This is a genomic window from Enterococcus sp. 3C7_DIV0644 (assembly GCF_002141235.1).
GTDB classification, from domain to species: Bacteria; Bacillota; Bacilli; order Lactobacillales; family Enterococcaceae; genus Enterococcus_D; species Enterococcus_D entomosocium.
Genome location: NZ_NGLK01000001.1, coordinates 1714059 through 1731776, shown reverse-complemented (window position 1 = coordinate 1731776; position 17718 = coordinate 1714059). Strand labels below are relative to the sequence as shown.

Genomic DNA, 17718 nt, shown 5'->3' with positions numbered 1-17718 from the left:
TGCATGAAAGGAAGAAGAAAATGTTCTTAACAATTTTGTCCTATGCCATGATTATTGTCTTCATGTTTGTCATCATGAAGAAAAAAATGTCACCCTTTACATCCTTAGTAATTATCCCATTACTATTTACCCTCGTTGCGATGGTTGCTGGTGTTTCCGAAAAAGGCAACATCGGTGATTTTGTCCTTGAGGGCATCTCGACAACAGCCAACACAGGAATCATGTTGCTGTTTGCGATTTTGTACTTTTCCATTATGTTGGATGCCGGTTTGTTTGATCCAATCACGAAAAAAATGATTTATTTTGCTAAAGGCGATCCGATGAAAGTCTTGATGGCAACGGCAGTCGTTGCCGCTGCGGTCTCTTTGAACGGTGATGGAACGACCACTACCTTGATTTGTTGTTCTGCGTTTATTCCCATCTACAAGAAGCTGAATATGAAAATGATGAACCTTGGTGTCTTGATCATTTTGCAAAACACCATCATGAACTTATTGCCATGGGGCGGACCGACTGCCCGAGCAATGGCCGTGCTGGAAGTTGATGCGGATATTCTTTCTTATTTGTTGCCAGGAATGATTTTGTCTCTGTTATATGTGATTTTCTTCGTGGCTCGCAGAATGGGGATCCAAGAACGGAAACGTTTAGGGGTTACGGAACTGACGAACGATGAGATATTAGAAATGACGACTGTGACTGATCCTGATACATTAGCGATCCGTCGTCCGAAAAACTTTGTCTTCAATGGTATCTTAACGATCGTCTTGATTGGCTGGTTAGTAGCAAGCTCCTTTATTTCTAGTATCGCTTTACCACCAATCTTGTTATTCCTTGTAGGTACTTGTATCGCATTGATGGTCAACTACCCAATTTTGAAAGATCAATCGTCACGGATCGGTGCCAACGGCGGCGATGCTGTTCAAGTAGTAATTTTAGTTTTTGCAGCAGGCGTCTTCATGGGCTTGTTCCAAGGCTCTGGGATGGCTACTGCCTTAGCGAATAGTTTCACGCAAATCATTCCTAAACAATTGGCTGGTTTCTGGGGCATAGTTATCGCCCTGATCTCTGCACCTGGGACTTTCTTTATTTCCAATGATGGGTTTTACTTTGGGGTTCTACCGGTCTTAGCAGAAGCGGGTCGTTCGTATGGCTTCACCAATATGCAGATGGCCTTGGCGTCCTTAATGGGCCAAGCGTTCCACTTGTTAAGTCCATTGGTTGCCTTCATCTACTTGCTATTGCGCTTGACTGGCTTAGATATGGGGCAATGGCAAAAAGAAGCGGCGAAATACGCACTGGGGATTTTCGTGATCTTTGTCGTTACGATCGTACTATTGGGTCATATGCCGTTTTATATTCCACAGTAACTTCATAAAGAAACTATCGAGCAGGCTGCCATTTTGCTCGGTAGTTTTCCTTGTTTATCGATATATCTATTTTTTCCCAAAAATCTCATTTGTTTTTAGTATGATAGGAGTAAATCATGAATCCAATTATTGATGCAGTAAATAAAAATCTGGATCTGACCAAAAATAAACCATTAAAAGATTTGATCTATGAAGCGTTCAAAAAAACCATCATTTTAGGAGACATTCCCGCAGGCTCTCGCATCAATGAGAAAGAATTTTCCGATACGTTAAACATCAGCCGGACCCCAATTCGTTACGCCATGACGCAGCTGGTGGCTGAAAAACTGGTGGAACACGTACCAAAAATCGGCATCGTCGTAAAAGGGATCAGTATCAAAGATGCTTATGAGATTTACGATATCCGCAAATCATTGGATACATTGGCGACTATCAAAGCAATGGCCTTGATGAGTGAGGAGGATTTCCGGGAGATGCGCTGCTTGTTAGAACATGGCGAACAGCTGAATCGTGAGGATGATGTGGATGGGGTCTTGAAAAACTTTTCTGACTTCAATGCGTTTATTTACGAAAAAAGCCAGATGCTGCGGTTAAAAAGTATCGTGCTGGATCTGCAAGCGTACCTCGTTTATTTTCGTGACATTGCGATTCGCTCTTCTAGAAGAAGGGATGCGGCATTGGCGGAACATTGGCTGATTTATCGCGGCATGAGAACCAATGACACGGAACAGATCACGTTGTTGACCCATGAACATTTGGATCACTCCCTGCAATTTATTCTTGCTGAAATGGAGCGAAGAAAAATTGACTGATTCCCGTCTTTTTATCGCCAGCAGCTATGCAGTCAATGCGCTGCATTATGAGGTAGCGTTAGCACCCAAGCCTGGTTTAGTAGATCCTTGCTCCTCTGGTGCGCATCAGGACATGAATGTGTTTACCTTTATCAATAGTATCACTTGTTTGGCGCCTTTTTTTCAGCGCTATAGCCAAGCTGGCTTTGCCCATACAGGCGCCCTGATCCAGCTGTTTGACCAGTTACGTGGGATCGGTCAAGAAGCAGAAGAAGCGATGCTTCAGGCAACCAAAGGCATCAATACCCACAAAGGGGCGAACTTTTCCTTTGCAGTTTTGTTGGGGGCGACAGGAGTCTATTATCAACAGCATGACAAGGCTGTGCTGACGGCTGAAGATACCAATCAGATCCTGCAGCTTGCCGCCGACATCTGCCAGCATTTGGTCAAGCAAGACCTGCAGCAAATCACCCACAAAGACCAGTTGTCTTACGGAGAAAAAAATTATTTAACCTACGGCACGATGGGGATTCGTGGAGAAGCCGCAGCTGGTTATCCAACGGTTAAAAAATTGCTGGAGTACTTACGGCAGCAACCACAAAAAACCTCCGTTTCCTTGTTGCGAGGGTTGGTCTATCTAATGAGTGAAACCGAAGACAGCAACCTCGTCCACCGAGGCGGCTACGAGGCGATGAAGACCGTGCAGCAGGAAATGCAAAAAATTCACCAAGCCAATCTGTCGGATACAGACTTGCTTCGTGAATTAACGACCTATGATCAATTGTTGATCGCACGCCATTTGAGTCCTGGCGGGTCGGCGGATCTTTTAGCCTTGGCCCTTTATTTCTTGCAGCTAGAAGGCGTCTCCTTCTGGTAAAAAGGTATAGCCGATCCCCCAAACGGTTTTCAAAAAACGGGCTTGCTTCGGCTCATCTTCAATTTTGTTTCGCAGATGATTGATAAAAACCATCACGGTATTGGCATCGAATTGGCCATCTTGCCAAACATTGCTGTAAATCTGTTCTTTCGAGAACACTTGATCCGGATTTTCCATGAAAAAGCGCATCAGCATGATTTCTTTTGAAGACAACTTGATGGGCTGGTCATTTTTGAAAAACTGATAGCGTTTTTGGTCAAAACGAAACATGCCGCTGCACAGATCCCCTTCCGGTTTGGCGATCCCTTTTTCTCGCAGCACGTTGCGGCGATCAAGAATCGAAACGATTTGTGCTTTTAAGAGTGCTGGTGAAAAAGGCTTCGTAATGTAGTGATCGGCACCGATCTCATAGCCGTTGATCATATCTTTTTCGTCACTTTTACCGCTCAAAAAGACGATCGGCACCGTGGGGTTTTCTTCTCGAATCAGTTGTGCCAAATGATAGCCGTCATTTTCATGCTCCAAACTGATATCCAGTAAAAAAAGATCAAAGCTGACACGAGAATTGATCGCAATCGTTTTTTCAACGGAATCAGTCTGGTAGATCAAAATGCCCGTCGATTGTAAAGATTTCCAAATCAGCCGCCGAATAGCAGGGTCATCATCAACGATTAAAATTTTTTCATCTCGCAAAATATCCGCCTCCTGTATCAATAGTATTATAGTAAATATGAAAGGGGTTTACAATGAAACCGCCATCAAAGTTTTGGCTGTATTTAAGCGTGGTCGCTACCTTATTCATTACATTGATTGGACTTATTTTTACCTTTACAAGTTATAAAAGCGCACAAAGACAAGCTGAAACCGTCGGGTTGCGGCAGTTAGAAACGGTCAACCAAGCGGCGATCAAGCTGATCAGCCGTAGTATCGAATCGTACCACATGGCTCTTGCCAATTATGCCGATGACCACCTTGAAGGCGCCGCCTTGGCTGATTTGCAGCGTCCCTTAACGTTACCAGTGATCAATTCCGCGAACAATGCCATGGTCGGATTGTTTTTGATCGACCAACAAGGTCAGGTCATCGCCCAAAATACCGCAACGGCGGTCAATAAACCAGAAGACCCGCCGGTGCAAGAATTGTTATTCAAAGATCCATCCTTAGACAAAGTATTGGCGGGTCGGCAGGTACAAAATGGGCAAGTCTATTTCGATGGTAAAGAGGCCTATTTAAATGTGTATCAGTCCCTAACCCTTGACGACAAAGAAGCGGTTCTTGTGATGCCTTTGAATCTGCAGCGCATGTATCATCATGAATTTACCACCGATCGCAATGTCTCCGGCTATACGATGGTCAAAAACGCCGATATGCGGATCGTTATGCACCCATCGGACGAACAAATTGGTTTTTCCATCGTTGAGAGCCGCAAAAAAGAATTTCCAGAGCTGGATTTCACCGATCTTGAGCGCTTGGAGCAAGAACAAATCGACAATGAAGAAGGCACCTCCGTCTATTATTCTTATTGGTGGAACGAAGAAACACTGCAAAAAGTGCTGAAATTGGCTGCTTATCAATGGATCACCATCGGCGACAGTCGGCTGATCGTCGCCAGCAATGCCGATTTTTTGGAGCAAAGCGGTCTCTTTTTACAAGACAACTTGATTTTGATTGGCCTACTGGGTTTGTTGTTTGTCATTATGATTTTATTGACCGTCCTGATCAAAAACTACATGAAACGCAATCAAGCCTATGTCGAAAACCAAGCACTGAAAGAACGACAACGGCTGTTAAAAGAAAAGCACGAAATCGAAAAAAACATTTTGCAAGAATCAAAACTGGAAACCATTGGCTTGCTAACGACCTCAATCGTCCATGACCTAAACAACTTTTTGACGCCTATGATTGGTCATCTGCAATTGCTGATCGAGGAAAACCAACACGATGAAGTCTTAGTGGAGGACTTGCAAGAAGTCTGCAAAGCGGCGGAAAAAGGCAAAGAGTTATCCAGCAATGTGCTACGTTTTTCGAAACTCGAAAGTGCCGATAAAACTGTGCAGTCGATCGCTACTACCTTGACAGAAGCCATCGATACTATGCGCGCACTGTTGCCAAAAGCCTTTTCCCTTACGTATGATATCCAAGAAGTAGGATATGCCGTCTACGAGAAGATCGATCTGCAAGTCATTATTTACAATTTGTTGATGAATGTGTACCAAGCAAATGCCGATTGCAGCATTCGATTGAGTCACACTTCGACAGAGAGCGCCACCTTTCCGTTTCGTAAGAAAGCTTTCTCCGCACAACAGGAGTTTGCTTTGATCGAAATCGTCGACAACGGTCCCGGCATACCAGAAGCAATCCAAGAAAAAATCTTTACCCGCTTTTTCACGACCAAGAGTGCCACTGGCGGTACTGGTCTAGGACTCTTCACTGTCTCTTCAATCGTGGAAAAAAACGACTGGTTGATCGATGTTACAAGTACGCCTAAAGGAACCACCTTTTATATTGGTATTCCTCTAACTGATCCCGAAAAAGCCACTGAACCCAACTGATCCGACGGGCTAGTTTCAGTGGTCTTTTTCTTGGGCATGCTGGAAGGCATTGATTTTTTGCAGGACTAGCAAGACCAGTACCAAGACAAAAATCGCTAGAGCAAAAAATAGGGCATCGTTCGCCATGCCTTGCGTTAACAATAGCTCGCGCAAAATCGCAGTAATACTGATCAAAATCAAGTAACGGACGGGAATATGGTGTCCGTCCTTCATATACCGCAGCAACATCAAAATGATTTCTAACAAAATGAATAACGTGGCAATTTCTTCAATCAAAAAGGACAGGTGGGGCGCTTCACTTAAAGGAAAGAGCGTCGTGCTGATCATAAAAATCGCTTTTCCCATAAAAATCAAGACGACAACGACTAAGATCGCTAACATGCTATCAATACAGATACTGATCACTCGCTCGAACATCCGGTTCAATTTTTCCATTTGTCACTCCATTTCTGCTTTTTCTTTTATTATACAAAAGAAGGCGCAGGACAAAGGGAAAAGAACAGTGAAAGAACAATCGCGGCAATATCTTTTTGACCGCGAACTTAACGGTCATTCTATGAGCGGGACCTTTGTGGCAGCTTTGAATAGCAGAAAGTAGCGAGGAAAATATAGTATCTTTTTCCGATAAAATTAGAAAAAGATGAGAATTGATAGTTAAAATATACACAAATTATTACGAGACACTTAGTTTCTTTTTTTGTTACAATGGTTAAATAAAATAGAACGCTGTTGAAACGTTGCTTAAACAATGTTTTTATCGCTATCGAATAGAAAAATAGTCCGATCGCAAGATGTTTACCATTGTTAATAAAGTAACAAGTTAAGCGGGGTTCGCAAGAAAAATGCTTCTTTTCTCATCATTTATGACGGGGATCAGTGAGGAGAAAAGGGCAAAAAGAAAAACGGAGGGAAACAAATGAAAAAAAGTGGATGGTCAAAATGGGTGATTGGGGCAGCCTCATTATTGTTGCTTAGTGCATGTGGTGCCGATGGCGGAACAAAAGCCAGCAGCAGTGCGGCAAGCTCTTCTTCAGAAAGTGAAGTCACTTCAGGTGCTTCCCAACAAGAGTATACCGATCCAGTAGAGTTAAAAGATCAATATGATATCGTCATCGTTGGTGCTGGCGGTGCAGGGATGGCAGCAGCCTTGTCGGCTAAAGATGCTGGAATGAATCCAGTCATTTTAGAAAAAATGCCGATCGCAGGCGGAAATACCTTGAAATCTTCTGGCGGAATGAACGCATCAGAAACCAAATTCCAAGAAGCCCAAGGCATTGAAGATTCGAATGAACAATTTTTTGAAGATACCCTTAAAGGTGGTAAAGGAACCAACGATCAAGCATTGCTACATTATTTAGTAGACAACTCTGCTTCAGCGATTGATTGGTTGGATTCAATGGGGATCACTTTAGACAATATCAGTTACAGCGGCGGTGCCAGTGTAAAACGGATCCATCGTCCTCACGACGGTTCAGCAGTCGGTACGTATTTGGTGGATGGCCTGTTGAGAAACATTCATGAGCAAGAAATTCCTTTATTTGTAAATGCTGATGTGACAAAAATCAATGAAACAGACGGCAAAGTCACTGGCGTCAACGTGAAAATCAATGGCGAAGAAAAAGAAATCGCTGGTGATGCAGTGGTTGTTACTACTGGTGGTTTTGGCTCCAACAAAGAACTGATCGAAAAATATCGTCCAGATCTGAAAGGCTATGTCAGCACGACTTCTGAAGGAAGTACAGGCGATGGTATCAAGATGATCGAAGAATTAGGCGGCGCAACGGTTGATATGGATCAAATCCAAGTCCATCCAACAGTGGTTCAAGATACAGGTATGTTGATCAGTGAAACCGTTCGTGGAGAAGGCGCCATTTTGGTGAACCAACAAGGAGAACGTTTCTACAATGAATTAGAAACCCGCGACAATGTTTCAGCTGCCATCACAGATCTGCCAGAAAGCTATGCCTACTTGATTTTTGACAATGCGTTAGCAAGTAGAGCCAAACAAGTCGATTACTACAAAGAACAAGGTGTAGTGGTAGAAGCTGACACCATCGAAGCGTTAGCTGAAAAAATCGATGTCGATCCAGCAACCTTGAAGAAAACTTTAGATACATGGAACCAAGCAGTGGCAGACAAAGCCGACAAAGATTTTGGTCGTGAAACGGCGATGGACTATGATTTGACGGAAGGGCCATTCTATGCGATTCAAATTGCACCTGGGATCCACCATACAATGGGCGGCGTCAAGATCAATACGAAGACCCAAGTGTTGAAAGAAGATGGCACACCAATCACTGGCTTGTATGCAGCAGGTGAAGTGACCGGCGGTATCCACGGACAAAATCGAATCGGCGGCAATGCTGTAGCCGACATTATGGTCTTTGGTCGCCAAGCAGGCGCGCAATCCTCTGACTATGTGAAAGAAAATGGGAAATAAGCGGCTGTTTTTTCCTAAAAAAGATCGTCTATAAAGAAAGAAACTTGGAACGAATCCTCTTAAGTGATTAGGAGGAGAATCGTTTCAAGTTTTTTTGTATTTCTAACTGAAAGGACGGAAAACTAGTCATTATAATCTTATAATGATTAAGTCGTTTATCATACATATATAAATAAACTATTTATATATGTAGGGTTTGCTTTTCAATGAATCGGAATCAAGGAATAAACGGATAGGATTGGTTTATTCGATGATAAAAAATTTTAGGAGGCAGAGTATGAAAAACGCATTGGTAAAATGGTCGGTCGGGGTGGCAATCTTACTTGGAGGGACCTTGTTCTTCACAGGGAAACAAGTATTTGCTCATGGTTATGTGGAATCACCGGTCAGTCGGGGCTATCAAGGGTCTTTGGATCGCAATACGTTAGGGTGGAGCGCTGCGTTTGAGAAATATGGCAATGTCATTTCAAACCCACAATCATTGGAAACTAAAAAAGGCTTTCCAGAAGCAGGACCAGTAGATGGTCGCATCGCTTCGGCAGATGGTGGACTCGGACAAATCGGGGACTTTGTTCTTGATGAACAAGGAACCAATCGTTGGACCAAACAAGACATCAATCAAGGACCATTGCGGGTCAATTGGCATTATACAGCGCCTCACAAGACCACAAAATGGCATTACTATATCACGAAACCAGGTTGGGATCAAAACGCGCCACTTTCAAGAGATAGCTTGGAATTGATCGCTACTGTGAATCACGATGGTTCGGCTGCCAGCAATAGCCCAAGCCATACCATTACCATTCCAGAAAATCGTCTCGGTTACCATGTCATTTTAGCGGTCTGGGATGTTGCAGATACGCCAAATGCCTTTTATAACGTGATCGACGTCAACGTTTCCGGCTCAACGGTCATTCCCGAAAAACCAGCAGCACCAGCAAATGTCCGCTCAGAACGAGTGACTAGCAGCACGGTGGCTTTAGCATGGAACGGTCAAACCGATGCGAAAGAATACAACGTGTATCGCGATGGTGCCTTAGTGGCAACGACTACTGAGCCAACTTTTACCGACACACAATTAAAAGCCAACACAACCTATAGCTATCAAGTAGAAGCAGTTGGCTTTACTGCGTTAGTTTCAGAAAAAAGTGCTGCAGTGAAAGTGACTACCTCAGCAGACAATCAAGTCGAAACACCTTCGACACCAGGCAACCTGCACCAAATGAGCGTGACAGACAGCAGCGTGTCCTTAATGTGGCAAGCATCGACTCATACAAATGGGATCGCTGGATATGATGTTTACCGCAATGGCGTCAAAATTGCTACGGCCACAGGAACAACCTATGAAGACACGAATCTAGCAGCGGATACAACCTACAATTACCAAATCAAAGCAATCAGCAAAACGGGCGAACAATCCGCTTTCAGTAACCAGCTGAGCGTGAAAACCAATGCCAAAGAAGAAACTGAAACACCTGGAGGCGGGGAGTCAGAATACCGTGTGTGGAAACTAGGTACTTTCTCTGCACCAGAAGTGTATACAAGTGGTGAAATCGTGAGCCATAAAGGCAGCAATTATGTCGTGATTAACACCCACTCAAATTACGGAGACACCACTTGGTCTCCTGATCAAGCACCAACCTTGTTTAAGAAGCTGTAACCCTTGAATGAATCAGGAAAGCAAGAGCAGTGCGGAGGCACTGCTCTTTTTGGCTCTTTTATGAGTGAATGGCTGAATCTTTGTTCGATTCGTGCAACCAATTGGACGAATTCGTTTGAGGAATGCAAAAACAGGTGCTGCTATGCATCATGCGTAGCAGCACCTGTTTTTTGTTTTAGATCAAGAATAGAAGAAACGGATCAAGATTCCACCTAGAATCAGCACGATCGCACCGCATAAACGGTTGGCCATTTGGGCAAAAGCAATCATTTCCATTCTATCAGAGGCAGACAATACAGCGATATTACCTGTTCCCCCCATCGAGTTGTTGATCATACCGGCGCCAATTGCGGTTTCAACGGGATACATCCCTAATACCATCCCGAAGAACCAGCTGGCAGCCCCCATAGATACGACACTGGTTAGGCAAAGCACGACAAATTGCCAAGTAAAGGCAGAGGCCAGTGTTGACAGATCGATCAATGCCAAACCAATCCCCGCCAAAACCGCGTGGGTCAAATTCGTCATTACAACATTGTTGAACATCACCACAGAATCTTCGAGTTTCTTAGGAACAATATTCAAGGCTTTCAGAATAAAGACAATCACGATCATAAAGGCATACTCGTGAATTTTAGGGAAAAAGTCGCTTAAAATCGCACCAACAACCAACAGTGAAAAGGAAAACAGCATCCCGACCCCGATTTGTTGGGCATCAAGCGTTATTTTTGGTTTTTCTAATTCTTCTTTCGTGGCATTGATCAGGGTGCCATGGCCATTGTATTTGGTTTTAGCAAAGGCCTTTGCGATAAATAAAGCACCAATAATGGCAAGAATATTCCCGAAAGTAACTGCTGGCGCTAATTGAGAAAAGATGGCGGCTTGATTGCCGTTTGCCAAGCCATCAGCATAAATTTGTGAAAGTGGGGTGATTCCCGCCCCCATCCCGCCAGACATCATTGGTAGAGACACATACATCACCGAATCAGCGAATCCATTGCCTAGCAGCATACCGACAAGGCCGACGGAGAAAAAGCCTACTACCATTGTGATCAAAGCAACAGGAATGAATTTCGTAGAAGCCTTCACCAACAAATTGCGGTTCATACCTAAAATCGAGCCGCAAATCAAAGCGGCAATATAGAAATCAAGAAAACCAAAACCGCCCCCCATGAAGTCACTGACCGCGTCAATGACTTTCGTGGGAACGAGATGGAAGGAGGCCAAAAGGGTGGCACCAAGCAGGGTAAAAACTGACCCACCGCCAAGATAAGAATTCATGATCGGGAGTTTTTCCCCAATGAAATACAGCAGGTGTCCTAAGGCAACCAGTAAAATGGTGATCCCGACCATATTTAATGGCAACTTGTCTAAGGCAATCGCACTGAATATGACAACCATGAAAAAGAGATACAAGGGAAGACTAATTCCCGAAATCGTCATCGTTTTTAATTTATTCATTTTTCAGACCTTCCTAGTATGTTGGATACCATTTAAGATTTTGGACAGCTTTTGCCATATCGGTTTCTTGCGCTTGGGCTAGTCCTTGTTCTTTGGCTTTATTGGCAACTGCTTCAGCCACTTTGATAGAAACGTCCGCAACGTATTCAAATGGTGGGAGAACAGGTGCACCGGGTTGGCTCAAATCAACCAAACCACTTAATGAGTGAGCAGCGGCACCAATCATTTCGTCGGTCAAGAGAGAGGCTTCTGAAGCCAACATACCTAACCCTAGACCAGGATAGATCAAGGCGTTGTTTGCTTGACCGATTTGGTAGTCGACTCCTTTGTATTGGATCGTTCCTGAAGGGACACCGGTTGCCACAAAGGCTTTTCCATCAGACCATTCGATTACTTGTTCAGCCGTTGCTTCTAATTTTTTGGTTGGATTAGAGATAGGGAAAATCACTGGACGAGCAGTGTTTTCACACATCGCTTCCACAACTTCTTTGGTAAAGGCACCCGCATTGGTTGAGGTACCGACCAAAATCGTTGGTTTTGCGACTTTAATGACATTGATCAATTGCGTCATATCGCCAGCATTGGCAAAGTCAGCCCGTTTTTTGGCAAATGGTTTTTGTGCAGGAGTCAAATCGGACATATCATCGAACAAAAGCCCTTGTTTGTCAACCATAAAGAAATGATTGTAGGCTTCTTCTTCTGAAAGACCTTCGCTGACCATTTCCGCATGGACTCGACTGGCAATCCCGGCACCAGCGGAACCACCGCCATAACATAAGTAGACTTGATCCGTTAATTTTTCACCTGTAATATCCAGTGCACCGAAGATACCGCCCAGCACAACGATTCCCGTTCCTTGGATGTCATCGTTAAAAGTTGGAATTGTTTGTTTGTATTTGTCCAAAATCGTTGCAGCATTTGAACGGCCAAAGTCTTCCCAATGCAAGTAAAGTTTAGGGAACAATGATTCTGCCGTTTGAACAAATTGATCGATGAATTGGTAGTAGGCATCACCGTAGACACGTTCTTGACGATTGCCTAGATACAAATGATCCTCTAACAATTCTTTACGGTTGGTACCGGCATCGATCACGATTGGTAAAACAGAAGCAGGGTCGATCCCAGCAGCTGCTGTATAAATCATCAATTTACCGACAGAAATATCGACACCTTGGACACCCCAGTCACCAATCCCAAGAATCCCTTCAGCATCTGTGGCTACGATCAAGCGAATGTCCCGATCGCCAGCGGCATTTTTCAACGTTTCTTCGATGTTCTCTGGATGATTGATATCTAAGTATGCTGCATATTGAGGATCCACAAATAGGCGGCTGTAATTTTCAATGGTATCAGCAATCGTTGGATCATAGACGATCGGATTGAATTCAACGATATGTTGATTGAACAAATAGTAGAACAATGTCCGATTGGTATTAAAGATTTCCATTAAAAAGTGACGTTTTTCAATGTCTGATTCTTTGGTGACATATTGCAAATAAGCTTGTTCTGCTTGTTCTTCGATCGTTTGCACGTGAGGGGGCAATAAACCGATCAGCCCTAGTTCTTTTCGTTCTTCTTGTGTAAACGCGGTTCCTTTGTTCAAAAATGGGTTATTTAAGATGTCATGTGCTTTCATTATGTTCCTCCAATGGATATATTTTGAGTACTCGTTCATTTCCATTAGCTACTTTAATCCTCGGACAGAATTATAGTCAACTATCGGTGGTATAATAAAAATTATTTATAACAAAACCGCTGCTAGTTTAAACCGGTTAAGGGAGGAATCAGACGATGAATATACGAGATTTAGAATACTTTAACGCTTTGGCAGATATGCTTTCTTTTACCCAAGTAGCGCATAAATTTGCGGTCAGTCAACCAACCGTCAGTTACGCTGTCAAACGCTTGGAAGAGCATTATGGCTGTGATTTGATCGTGCGAGAAGCCTCACATCGCTCCATCTCATTGACCACGGAAGGGGAAATTTTGAAGGCTCATGCGCAATATATCTTAGATGAATTTGTGACCTTGGACCGAGCCATCGATCATGCCAAAAACAACCGCACCCATATCGGTCTGCCACCGATCATTCGTTCCAAAGTTTTTTCAAAACTCTTAGATGAAAAAGAGATCATCCGCTTTATTTCGAAATTTCACTTGGTATCTGGGGGATCCAATGAATTGCTTTCAAAACTATTGTCAGGAAAAATCGATTTTAGCTTGCTGGGCAGTGTCAATCCCCTCGTCCACCCGAATCTGCAGGTGAAATTATTGCATCAGCAAGAGTTTTTTATTTTTGTGTCAAAAGAAAATCCATTGGCTAAGAAAAAGGAAATCTCATTTGAAGAAGCTGCCGAATATCCCTTTATCCTATTGGAAAAAGGCTATACCCACATGCGCGCCTTTCAGAATTTAAGTGAGAAATCAAAGAAGAAGCCGGAAGTCCCCTTTTATTTTTCAGACGTCCAGACGATTGGCCAGCTGGTCAGTTCCAATATCGGCATTACCTTGATGACGGAATTTCCTGTGTTTCAAGAAATGGAAGGCTTAGTGAAAATACCGCTAGTCCCTGAAGATAAGGAAATTTTTTATATTCAATATGCCTATTTAAAGAGTGCGATGTTGAATCAAGAGGTTCAAAAGTTGATTAGGATCTTGGATGAGCTGTCTTGGGAGGAGGAAAGGTGAGGAGTGGGGATTTCTTGAGGTAAGGTCAGAGAAAAATGGTGCAGGTGCGTGTTCTTCGGATGTTGAAATAAAAGGGATCTTTCAATGCGGGACAAGACGAATGGATGGTTCCTTTAACCAATGAAACTAGAAAAAAATCCCTTTACTTAGACCGTTCTTATCGCATGAAAAAACGCTAAAAACCTTGATAACTATCGGTTTTTAACGTGGATTTTTGGTATAATAGTAGGACAGTAAAGTTTGTGACGGTGGCTATCTTTTGAAAGGTGGTGGTGCTTATGAAAGTAAGTGCTAACTCTTTAGAAAGGAGAAGCCTTTTGTCTGTAGCTGAAGCATTAGGGCTAATGATTAGTTTCGGTTCTTTAATCGCAACGATTATCTTTGGCATCCTAACTGCAGCAAAAAACGACAAAAAAAGTAACCAGTCACTAAACTTTGGCGAGTTGACTGATTACTAAAATAATATAAAACTTGCCACCGTCTTAAACGGTGCTGTAGGGGAGTTGTTGACGCAACTCCTCTTTACACAGTAATTATAGCAAGATTTCAGTAAGATATCAATCATTGACGCTACAGACGTGCTTTGCACGTCTATTTTTTGTCCTCCTAAGTGGTGGGGAGCAGCTGGAAGGTGGAGGGCAAAAAAGATCGCTTTTCTTTCTTTAAAAAGGTCTAAGTACCACCATTTTTCCGCAATTTAACCATCCATTTTCTCGGTATTCTTAATCCATCAGGTACTTGAAATACCTTTCATGCGCATGAAGAAACTGAGTGAACAATGGAAAATGGTACAACAGAAAATAAAGGCACCTTTTTAGATCTTTTTCAGGAATCGAAGGATTTCGTTTAGGGATGGAACAAGCTGGCTACCGATGTGTTGGGTATTGTGAGATCGATGGCCATGCCAGAAAAAGTTATCAATCAATTCCTGACACAAAACAGGAGGTAGAAATGTATGATATCACAAAATTTTCAGATGAATTTATTCGAGGAATCGGACGTGTGAACATTATCGCGGGAGGATTTCCGTGCCAAGCTTTCAGCCTTGCTGGAAAAAGAAAGGGTTTTTCAGATACTAGAGCAACTCTCTTTTTTGATAATGCACGCTTAGCATCTACCTTGCGACCTAAGCTTTTATACCTTGAAAACGTCAAAGGACTTCTCAACCATGAACGAGGGGCTACGTTTGAGACAATCCTCCGAACCTTGGATGAATTGGGGTATGACGTGGAATGGCAACTGTTTAAAAGCAAAGAGTTTGTCGCCCAAAACAGAGAGCGTTTATTTATTATCGGACATCTTAGAGGAGCAGGTACCAAAAAGATTTTCCTATCACAAGAGAAGAAGGATCAGTTGATCAAAAATCAGGAAGGATCCATTTAGCTGGCGTCACATGCAGCGAATGATTTAAGTCGATTTACACGAGAAAGAACGTAATATACAGATGGTCTGATGGGGACTTTGACCGCAACGGACTACAAAACACCGAAACAAATCGTTGTTGGCAACGTCAATCCAAGCGGTGGAGGAATGAATGGCCAAGTATATGATGCTTCAGGACTTAGTCCTACGATCACCACAAACAAAGGGGAAGGAAATAAAATTGCGATTCCGATCCTAATGCCAGATAAAGCCACTATTCGCCAAAACGGCCGTAGAATGAAGGAAAATGAAACACCGATGTTTATCTTAACCACACAAGATCGTCACGGAATTATCGTGGCAGGGTCGATCGATGGTTCCTATCGATCAGCTGCAGCGATCCATTCCGTAGATGGCTATGCCCTACACTTACCACCATGAGTGGTGGCGGCCACAAACCCAAAATACTGGTGAAAGCAGCCACGAAAAAAGGCTATACTGCAGTACTACCAGCCGATAGTATCAATTTCATTTATCCTAAATCTACAAAACGTTGGGGACGTGTGGGAAATCAGCAAGCAAATATACCCACGTTACAAGTGATCAGCAAGCCGTAGTAACCGATGTTTTTCAGATCCGGAAACTAACACCACTTGAATGTTGGCGACTGCAGTTGTTTCCTGATTGGACCTTTTTGTCAGCGAAATTCGGTAGTAGGCAGATTGCTGAAGAAATAATCAGTAACGGGCTTGATCACTATAACTGCAGATACGATCAAGAAACTTCGAATAGTCAGCTGTACAAACAAGCTGGAAATTCGGTTACTGTATCAGTCATTTATTTCATAGCAAAGCACTTCGAAATAAACGATACGACGGCTTTTGATCGCTTTAGCGAAAGGTAAAAAATTATAGATAGTTCTTGAAAAGAACGGTATGCCGTGATATAATAAATATACGGTATACCGTTATTTTATTTAGGTTAAGGAGGGGTTTTATTAAAAATAGACGGAACAAAAAAAGCATTTATTCTGCTGGGAACAGAATAAATGCACAGTAACAAATCCTTTCACGGGACGCTACTACTCAAAATATACCATAATTGCGAGTAGTGGCAAGCTTTAATTGTCACACTCCTTTCAGGAGGAAAAAATATGTATGCAGATAAAGAAAAAATTGAATGGCTGCTATTTAAAAGCGGTCACTCGATCACTGAAATCAAGAATAGATCCGAAGTCAAAGCAATGACTGTCTCTGATTTGATGCACAAGAAATCTTCTATAGAAAGAATGCGATTCGATAACGCTGCAAAGCTTACAAAACTTGCGGATCAATTAAAAGAAGAAATCACTGAATAATCAGGGTTTTGCCTTGTAACTCCTTATCTTTAGGAGGAGAAACTATGAACGCCGTTTTAAATAAGAAAAAATGTATTGTGACATTTGATCACTATGAAGATAATAACAATGTAGCGATTCAACTGGTTAAGAAAAGAAGAGGTCAGTCTGAAGAAGAGCTGCTTGCTACGGCTACGGTGAACACGAGTGTCGGAATCAAACAAGATTTCGTCGCAATCAAAGGGTGGTCTGAAAATACGGGCATTGAAGATGTACTGATAGAAGCTGGTGTCATTTGTGAGGAAGCTGTAGGGGCAATTCCTTGTGGCATGGCTGTTGCAAAAGTCTTTCCCCTTACAGAAGAAGCAAAGGAAGTCATGAAAAACAATCAGTAGAAAAGAGTCCGTTCAAAGCTGCGGCGAGTGTGGTTACACGCTCGCTGCGTCTTTGATTAAATCTTTGATCGTTTCAATGAAGGAGAGCGAGTTATGACCATTGCAAAAGGAAACACACGTCTTCCTGTAACGCTTAATGAAAAGAGGAAGCAGGGACTGAAGCACTTGAACACCAAGTACAAGAAAAGTGAATCGAAATTAATGTGTATCGCTTTAGATATGTTGCTTGAGCAAGAAAAAGCGGGATTTGAGATTCCTGAGCTTAGAAAGTGACTGCACTTTATTTTCTATTTTATTGAAGTGCTATCACTTATCAGTGAAACCGTTATCCAATACGTGGTAAACTAAAATCAGACAAAAGGTGAGATCCAATGGATGAAAAAGCCAAAAAGAAAATCGTAAAATTATTAGCACTTGCAAATGATGGAAAACTTCGCTCGTTGGTTAATTTTGTCCAATGAGAAATCAATAGTAAAATGTGATTTGATGGCAGATTATCCAGAGAGGAGTAGTGAATTATTGCTTAGATCTATATTTTGTTTACTGATTAATACTTCTATGATTTAAAAAAATAAGGTGAGAGATACAATATTTAACCATTAGATATATGGTCTAGTGGTGGTGAAGCATGGTATCAGCTGGACAATAAATCGGTGGGATTAAATTGAAACTTTACTGGAATAATTTTAAGAAAAATCAATAATTTAATATTTCTAATTTTATTTTTAAGCTATAATTTGTTTGTCAAAAGACTGTATAATTTAAAAAATTATTGATATAGGTTTATAT

The 17718-nt window shown here is 42.4% G+C and carries 17 protein-coding genes and 1 pseudogene; 14 read left to right on the top strand and 4 right to left on the bottom strand.

All coding sequences use genetic code 11. The features are described from left to right. Positions 1 to 20: 20 nt before the first annotated feature. From A5877_RS08175 to citG, 3 genes are all read left to right on the top strand, one after another. Positions 21 to 1367: a CitMHS family transporter gene (locus A5877_RS08175; protein ID WP_008381841.1), complete on the top strand. Its 1347-nt coding sequence runs from the start codon at positions 21 to 23 to the stop codon at positions 1365 to 1367. A 116-nt stretch (positions 1368 to 1483) separates the two neighbouring features. Next, positions 1484 to 2179: a GntR family transcriptional regulator gene (locus tag A5877_RS08170; protein ID WP_005233081.1), complete on the top strand. Its 696-nt coding sequence runs from the start codon at positions 1484 to 1486 to the stop codon at positions 2177 to 2179. Next, complete coding sequence (citG, locus tag A5877_RS08165) at positions 2172 to 3035, top strand: triphosphoribosyl-dephospho-CoA synthase CitG (protein WP_223347141.1); 864 nt, start codon at positions 2172 to 2174, stop codon at positions 3033 to 3035. The genes A5877_RS08170 and citG overlap by 8 nt, the downstream gene beginning before the upstream one ends. Here citG and A5877_RS08160 read toward each other — a convergent pair. Then, entirely contained in the window at positions 3012 to 3728 is a 717-nt protein-coding gene (locus tag A5877_RS08160) for a response regulator transcription factor (protein ID WP_008381846.1), read from the bottom strand. The two genes, citG and A5877_RS08160, sit on opposite strands and share 24 nt — an antisense overlap. Before the next feature lie 53 nt (positions 3729 to 3781). On the opposite strand from A5877_RS08160, the gene A5877_RS08155 reads away from it, so the two are divergent. Further along, on the top strand, positions 3782 to 5587 hold the full coding sequence (locus tag A5877_RS08155) for a sensor histidine kinase (protein WP_086316671.1): 1806 nt from the start codon (positions 3782 to 3784) through the stop codon (positions 5585 to 5587). Positions 5588 to 5602: 15 nt separating this feature from the next. On the opposite strand, the gene A5877_RS08150 is transcribed toward A5877_RS08155, so the two are convergent. Continuing rightward, positions 5603 to 6022, bottom strand: a complete 420-nt coding sequence (locus tag A5877_RS08150) for a phosphate-starvation-inducible PsiE family protein (RefSeq protein WP_086316670.1) — start codon at positions 6020 to 6022, stop codon at positions 5603 to 5605. A 481-nt stretch (positions 6023 to 6503) separates the two neighbouring features. Between A5877_RS08150 and A5877_RS08145 the strand changes: the two genes are divergently transcribed. Next, positions 6504 to 8027 (top strand): flavocytochrome c, encoded by a 1524-nt coding sequence (locus tag A5877_RS08145; RefSeq protein ID WP_086316669.1) that lies wholly within the window; start codon positions 6504 to 6506, stop codon positions 8025 to 8027. 277 nt (positions 8028 to 8304) lie between these two features. After that, the gene (locus A5877_RS08140) at positions 8305 to 9687 is read left to right on the top strand and encodes a lytic polysaccharide monooxygenase (protein WP_176257016.1); all 1383 of its coding nucleotides are present in this window, start codon (positions 8305 to 8307) and stop codon (positions 9685 to 9687) included. A gap of 180 nt (positions 9688 to 9867) precedes the next feature. On the opposite strand, the gene A5877_RS08130 is transcribed toward A5877_RS08140, so the two are convergent. Together A5877_RS08130 and A5877_RS08125 are read right to left on the bottom strand one after the other, a co-directional pair. Then, positions 9868 to 11148 carry a 2-hydroxycarboxylate transporter family protein gene (locus A5877_RS08130; RefSeq protein WP_005230514.1) on the bottom strand — a complete coding sequence of 427 codons (1281 nt, stop codon included), beginning with the start codon at positions 11146 to 11148 and terminating at the stop codon, positions 9868 to 9870. Positions 11149 to 11161: 13 nt separating this feature from the next. Beyond that, complete coding sequence (locus A5877_RS08125) at positions 11162 to 12823, bottom strand: malolactic enzyme (RefSeq protein WP_276525021.1); 1662 nt, start codon at positions 12821 to 12823, stop codon at positions 11162 to 11164. A 116-nt stretch (positions 12824 to 12939) separates the two neighbouring features. Here A5877_RS08125 and A5877_RS08120 point away from each other — a divergent pair, with 116 nt between their 5' ends. From A5877_RS08120 to A5877_RS08085, 8 genes and pseudogenes are all read left to right on the top strand, one after another. Continuing rightward, a complete protein-coding gene (locus A5877_RS08120; protein ID WP_005233094.1) occupies positions 12940 to 13836 on the top strand; it encodes a LysR family transcriptional regulator in 897 nt (298 codons plus the stop codon). Positions 13837 to 14114: 278 nt separating this feature from the next. Continuing rightward, the gene (locus A5877_RS08115) at positions 14115 to 14294 is read left to right on the top strand and encodes a putative holin-like toxin (RefSeq protein ID WP_034872427.1); all 180 of its coding nucleotides are present in this window, start codon (positions 14115 to 14117) and stop codon (positions 14292 to 14294) included. A 394-nt stretch (positions 14295 to 14688) separates the two neighbouring features. Continuing rightward, positions 14689 to 15165 (top strand): annotated as a pseudogene (locus A5877_RS08110) (DNA cytosine methyltransferase); the annotation flags it as partial. Between the two features lie 123 nt (positions 15166 to 15288). After that, complete coding sequence (locus A5877_RS08105; protein WP_005233100.1) at positions 15289 to 15639, top strand: hypothetical protein; 351 nt, start codon at positions 15289 to 15291, stop codon at positions 15637 to 15639. A gap of 112 nt (positions 15640 to 15751) precedes the next feature. Further along, positions 15752 to 16102 carry a DNA cytosine methyltransferase gene (locus tag A5877_RS08100; protein WP_223273059.1) on the top strand — a complete coding sequence of 117 codons (351 nt, stop codon included), beginning with the start codon at positions 15752 to 15754 and terminating at the stop codon, positions 16100 to 16102. Between the two features lie 249 nt (positions 16103 to 16351). Further along, the gene (locus A5877_RS08095) at positions 16352 to 16555 is read left to right on the top strand and encodes a hypothetical protein (RefSeq protein ID WP_005233104.1); all 204 of its coding nucleotides are present in this window, start codon (positions 16352 to 16354) and stop codon (positions 16553 to 16555) included. Positions 16556 to 16599: 44 nt separating this feature from the next. Continuing rightward, positions 16600 to 16929, top strand: coding sequence for a hypothetical protein (locus A5877_RS08090; RefSeq protein WP_005233105.1), 330 nt, complete (start codon positions 16600 to 16602; stop codon positions 16927 to 16929). 93 nt (positions 16930 to 17022) lie between these two features. Continuing rightward, positions 17023 to 17202: a hypothetical protein gene (locus tag A5877_RS08085; RefSeq protein WP_005233106.1), complete on the top strand. Its 180-nt coding sequence runs from the start codon at positions 17023 to 17025 to the stop codon at positions 17200 to 17202. Positions 17203 to 17718 lie beyond the last annotated feature (516 nt).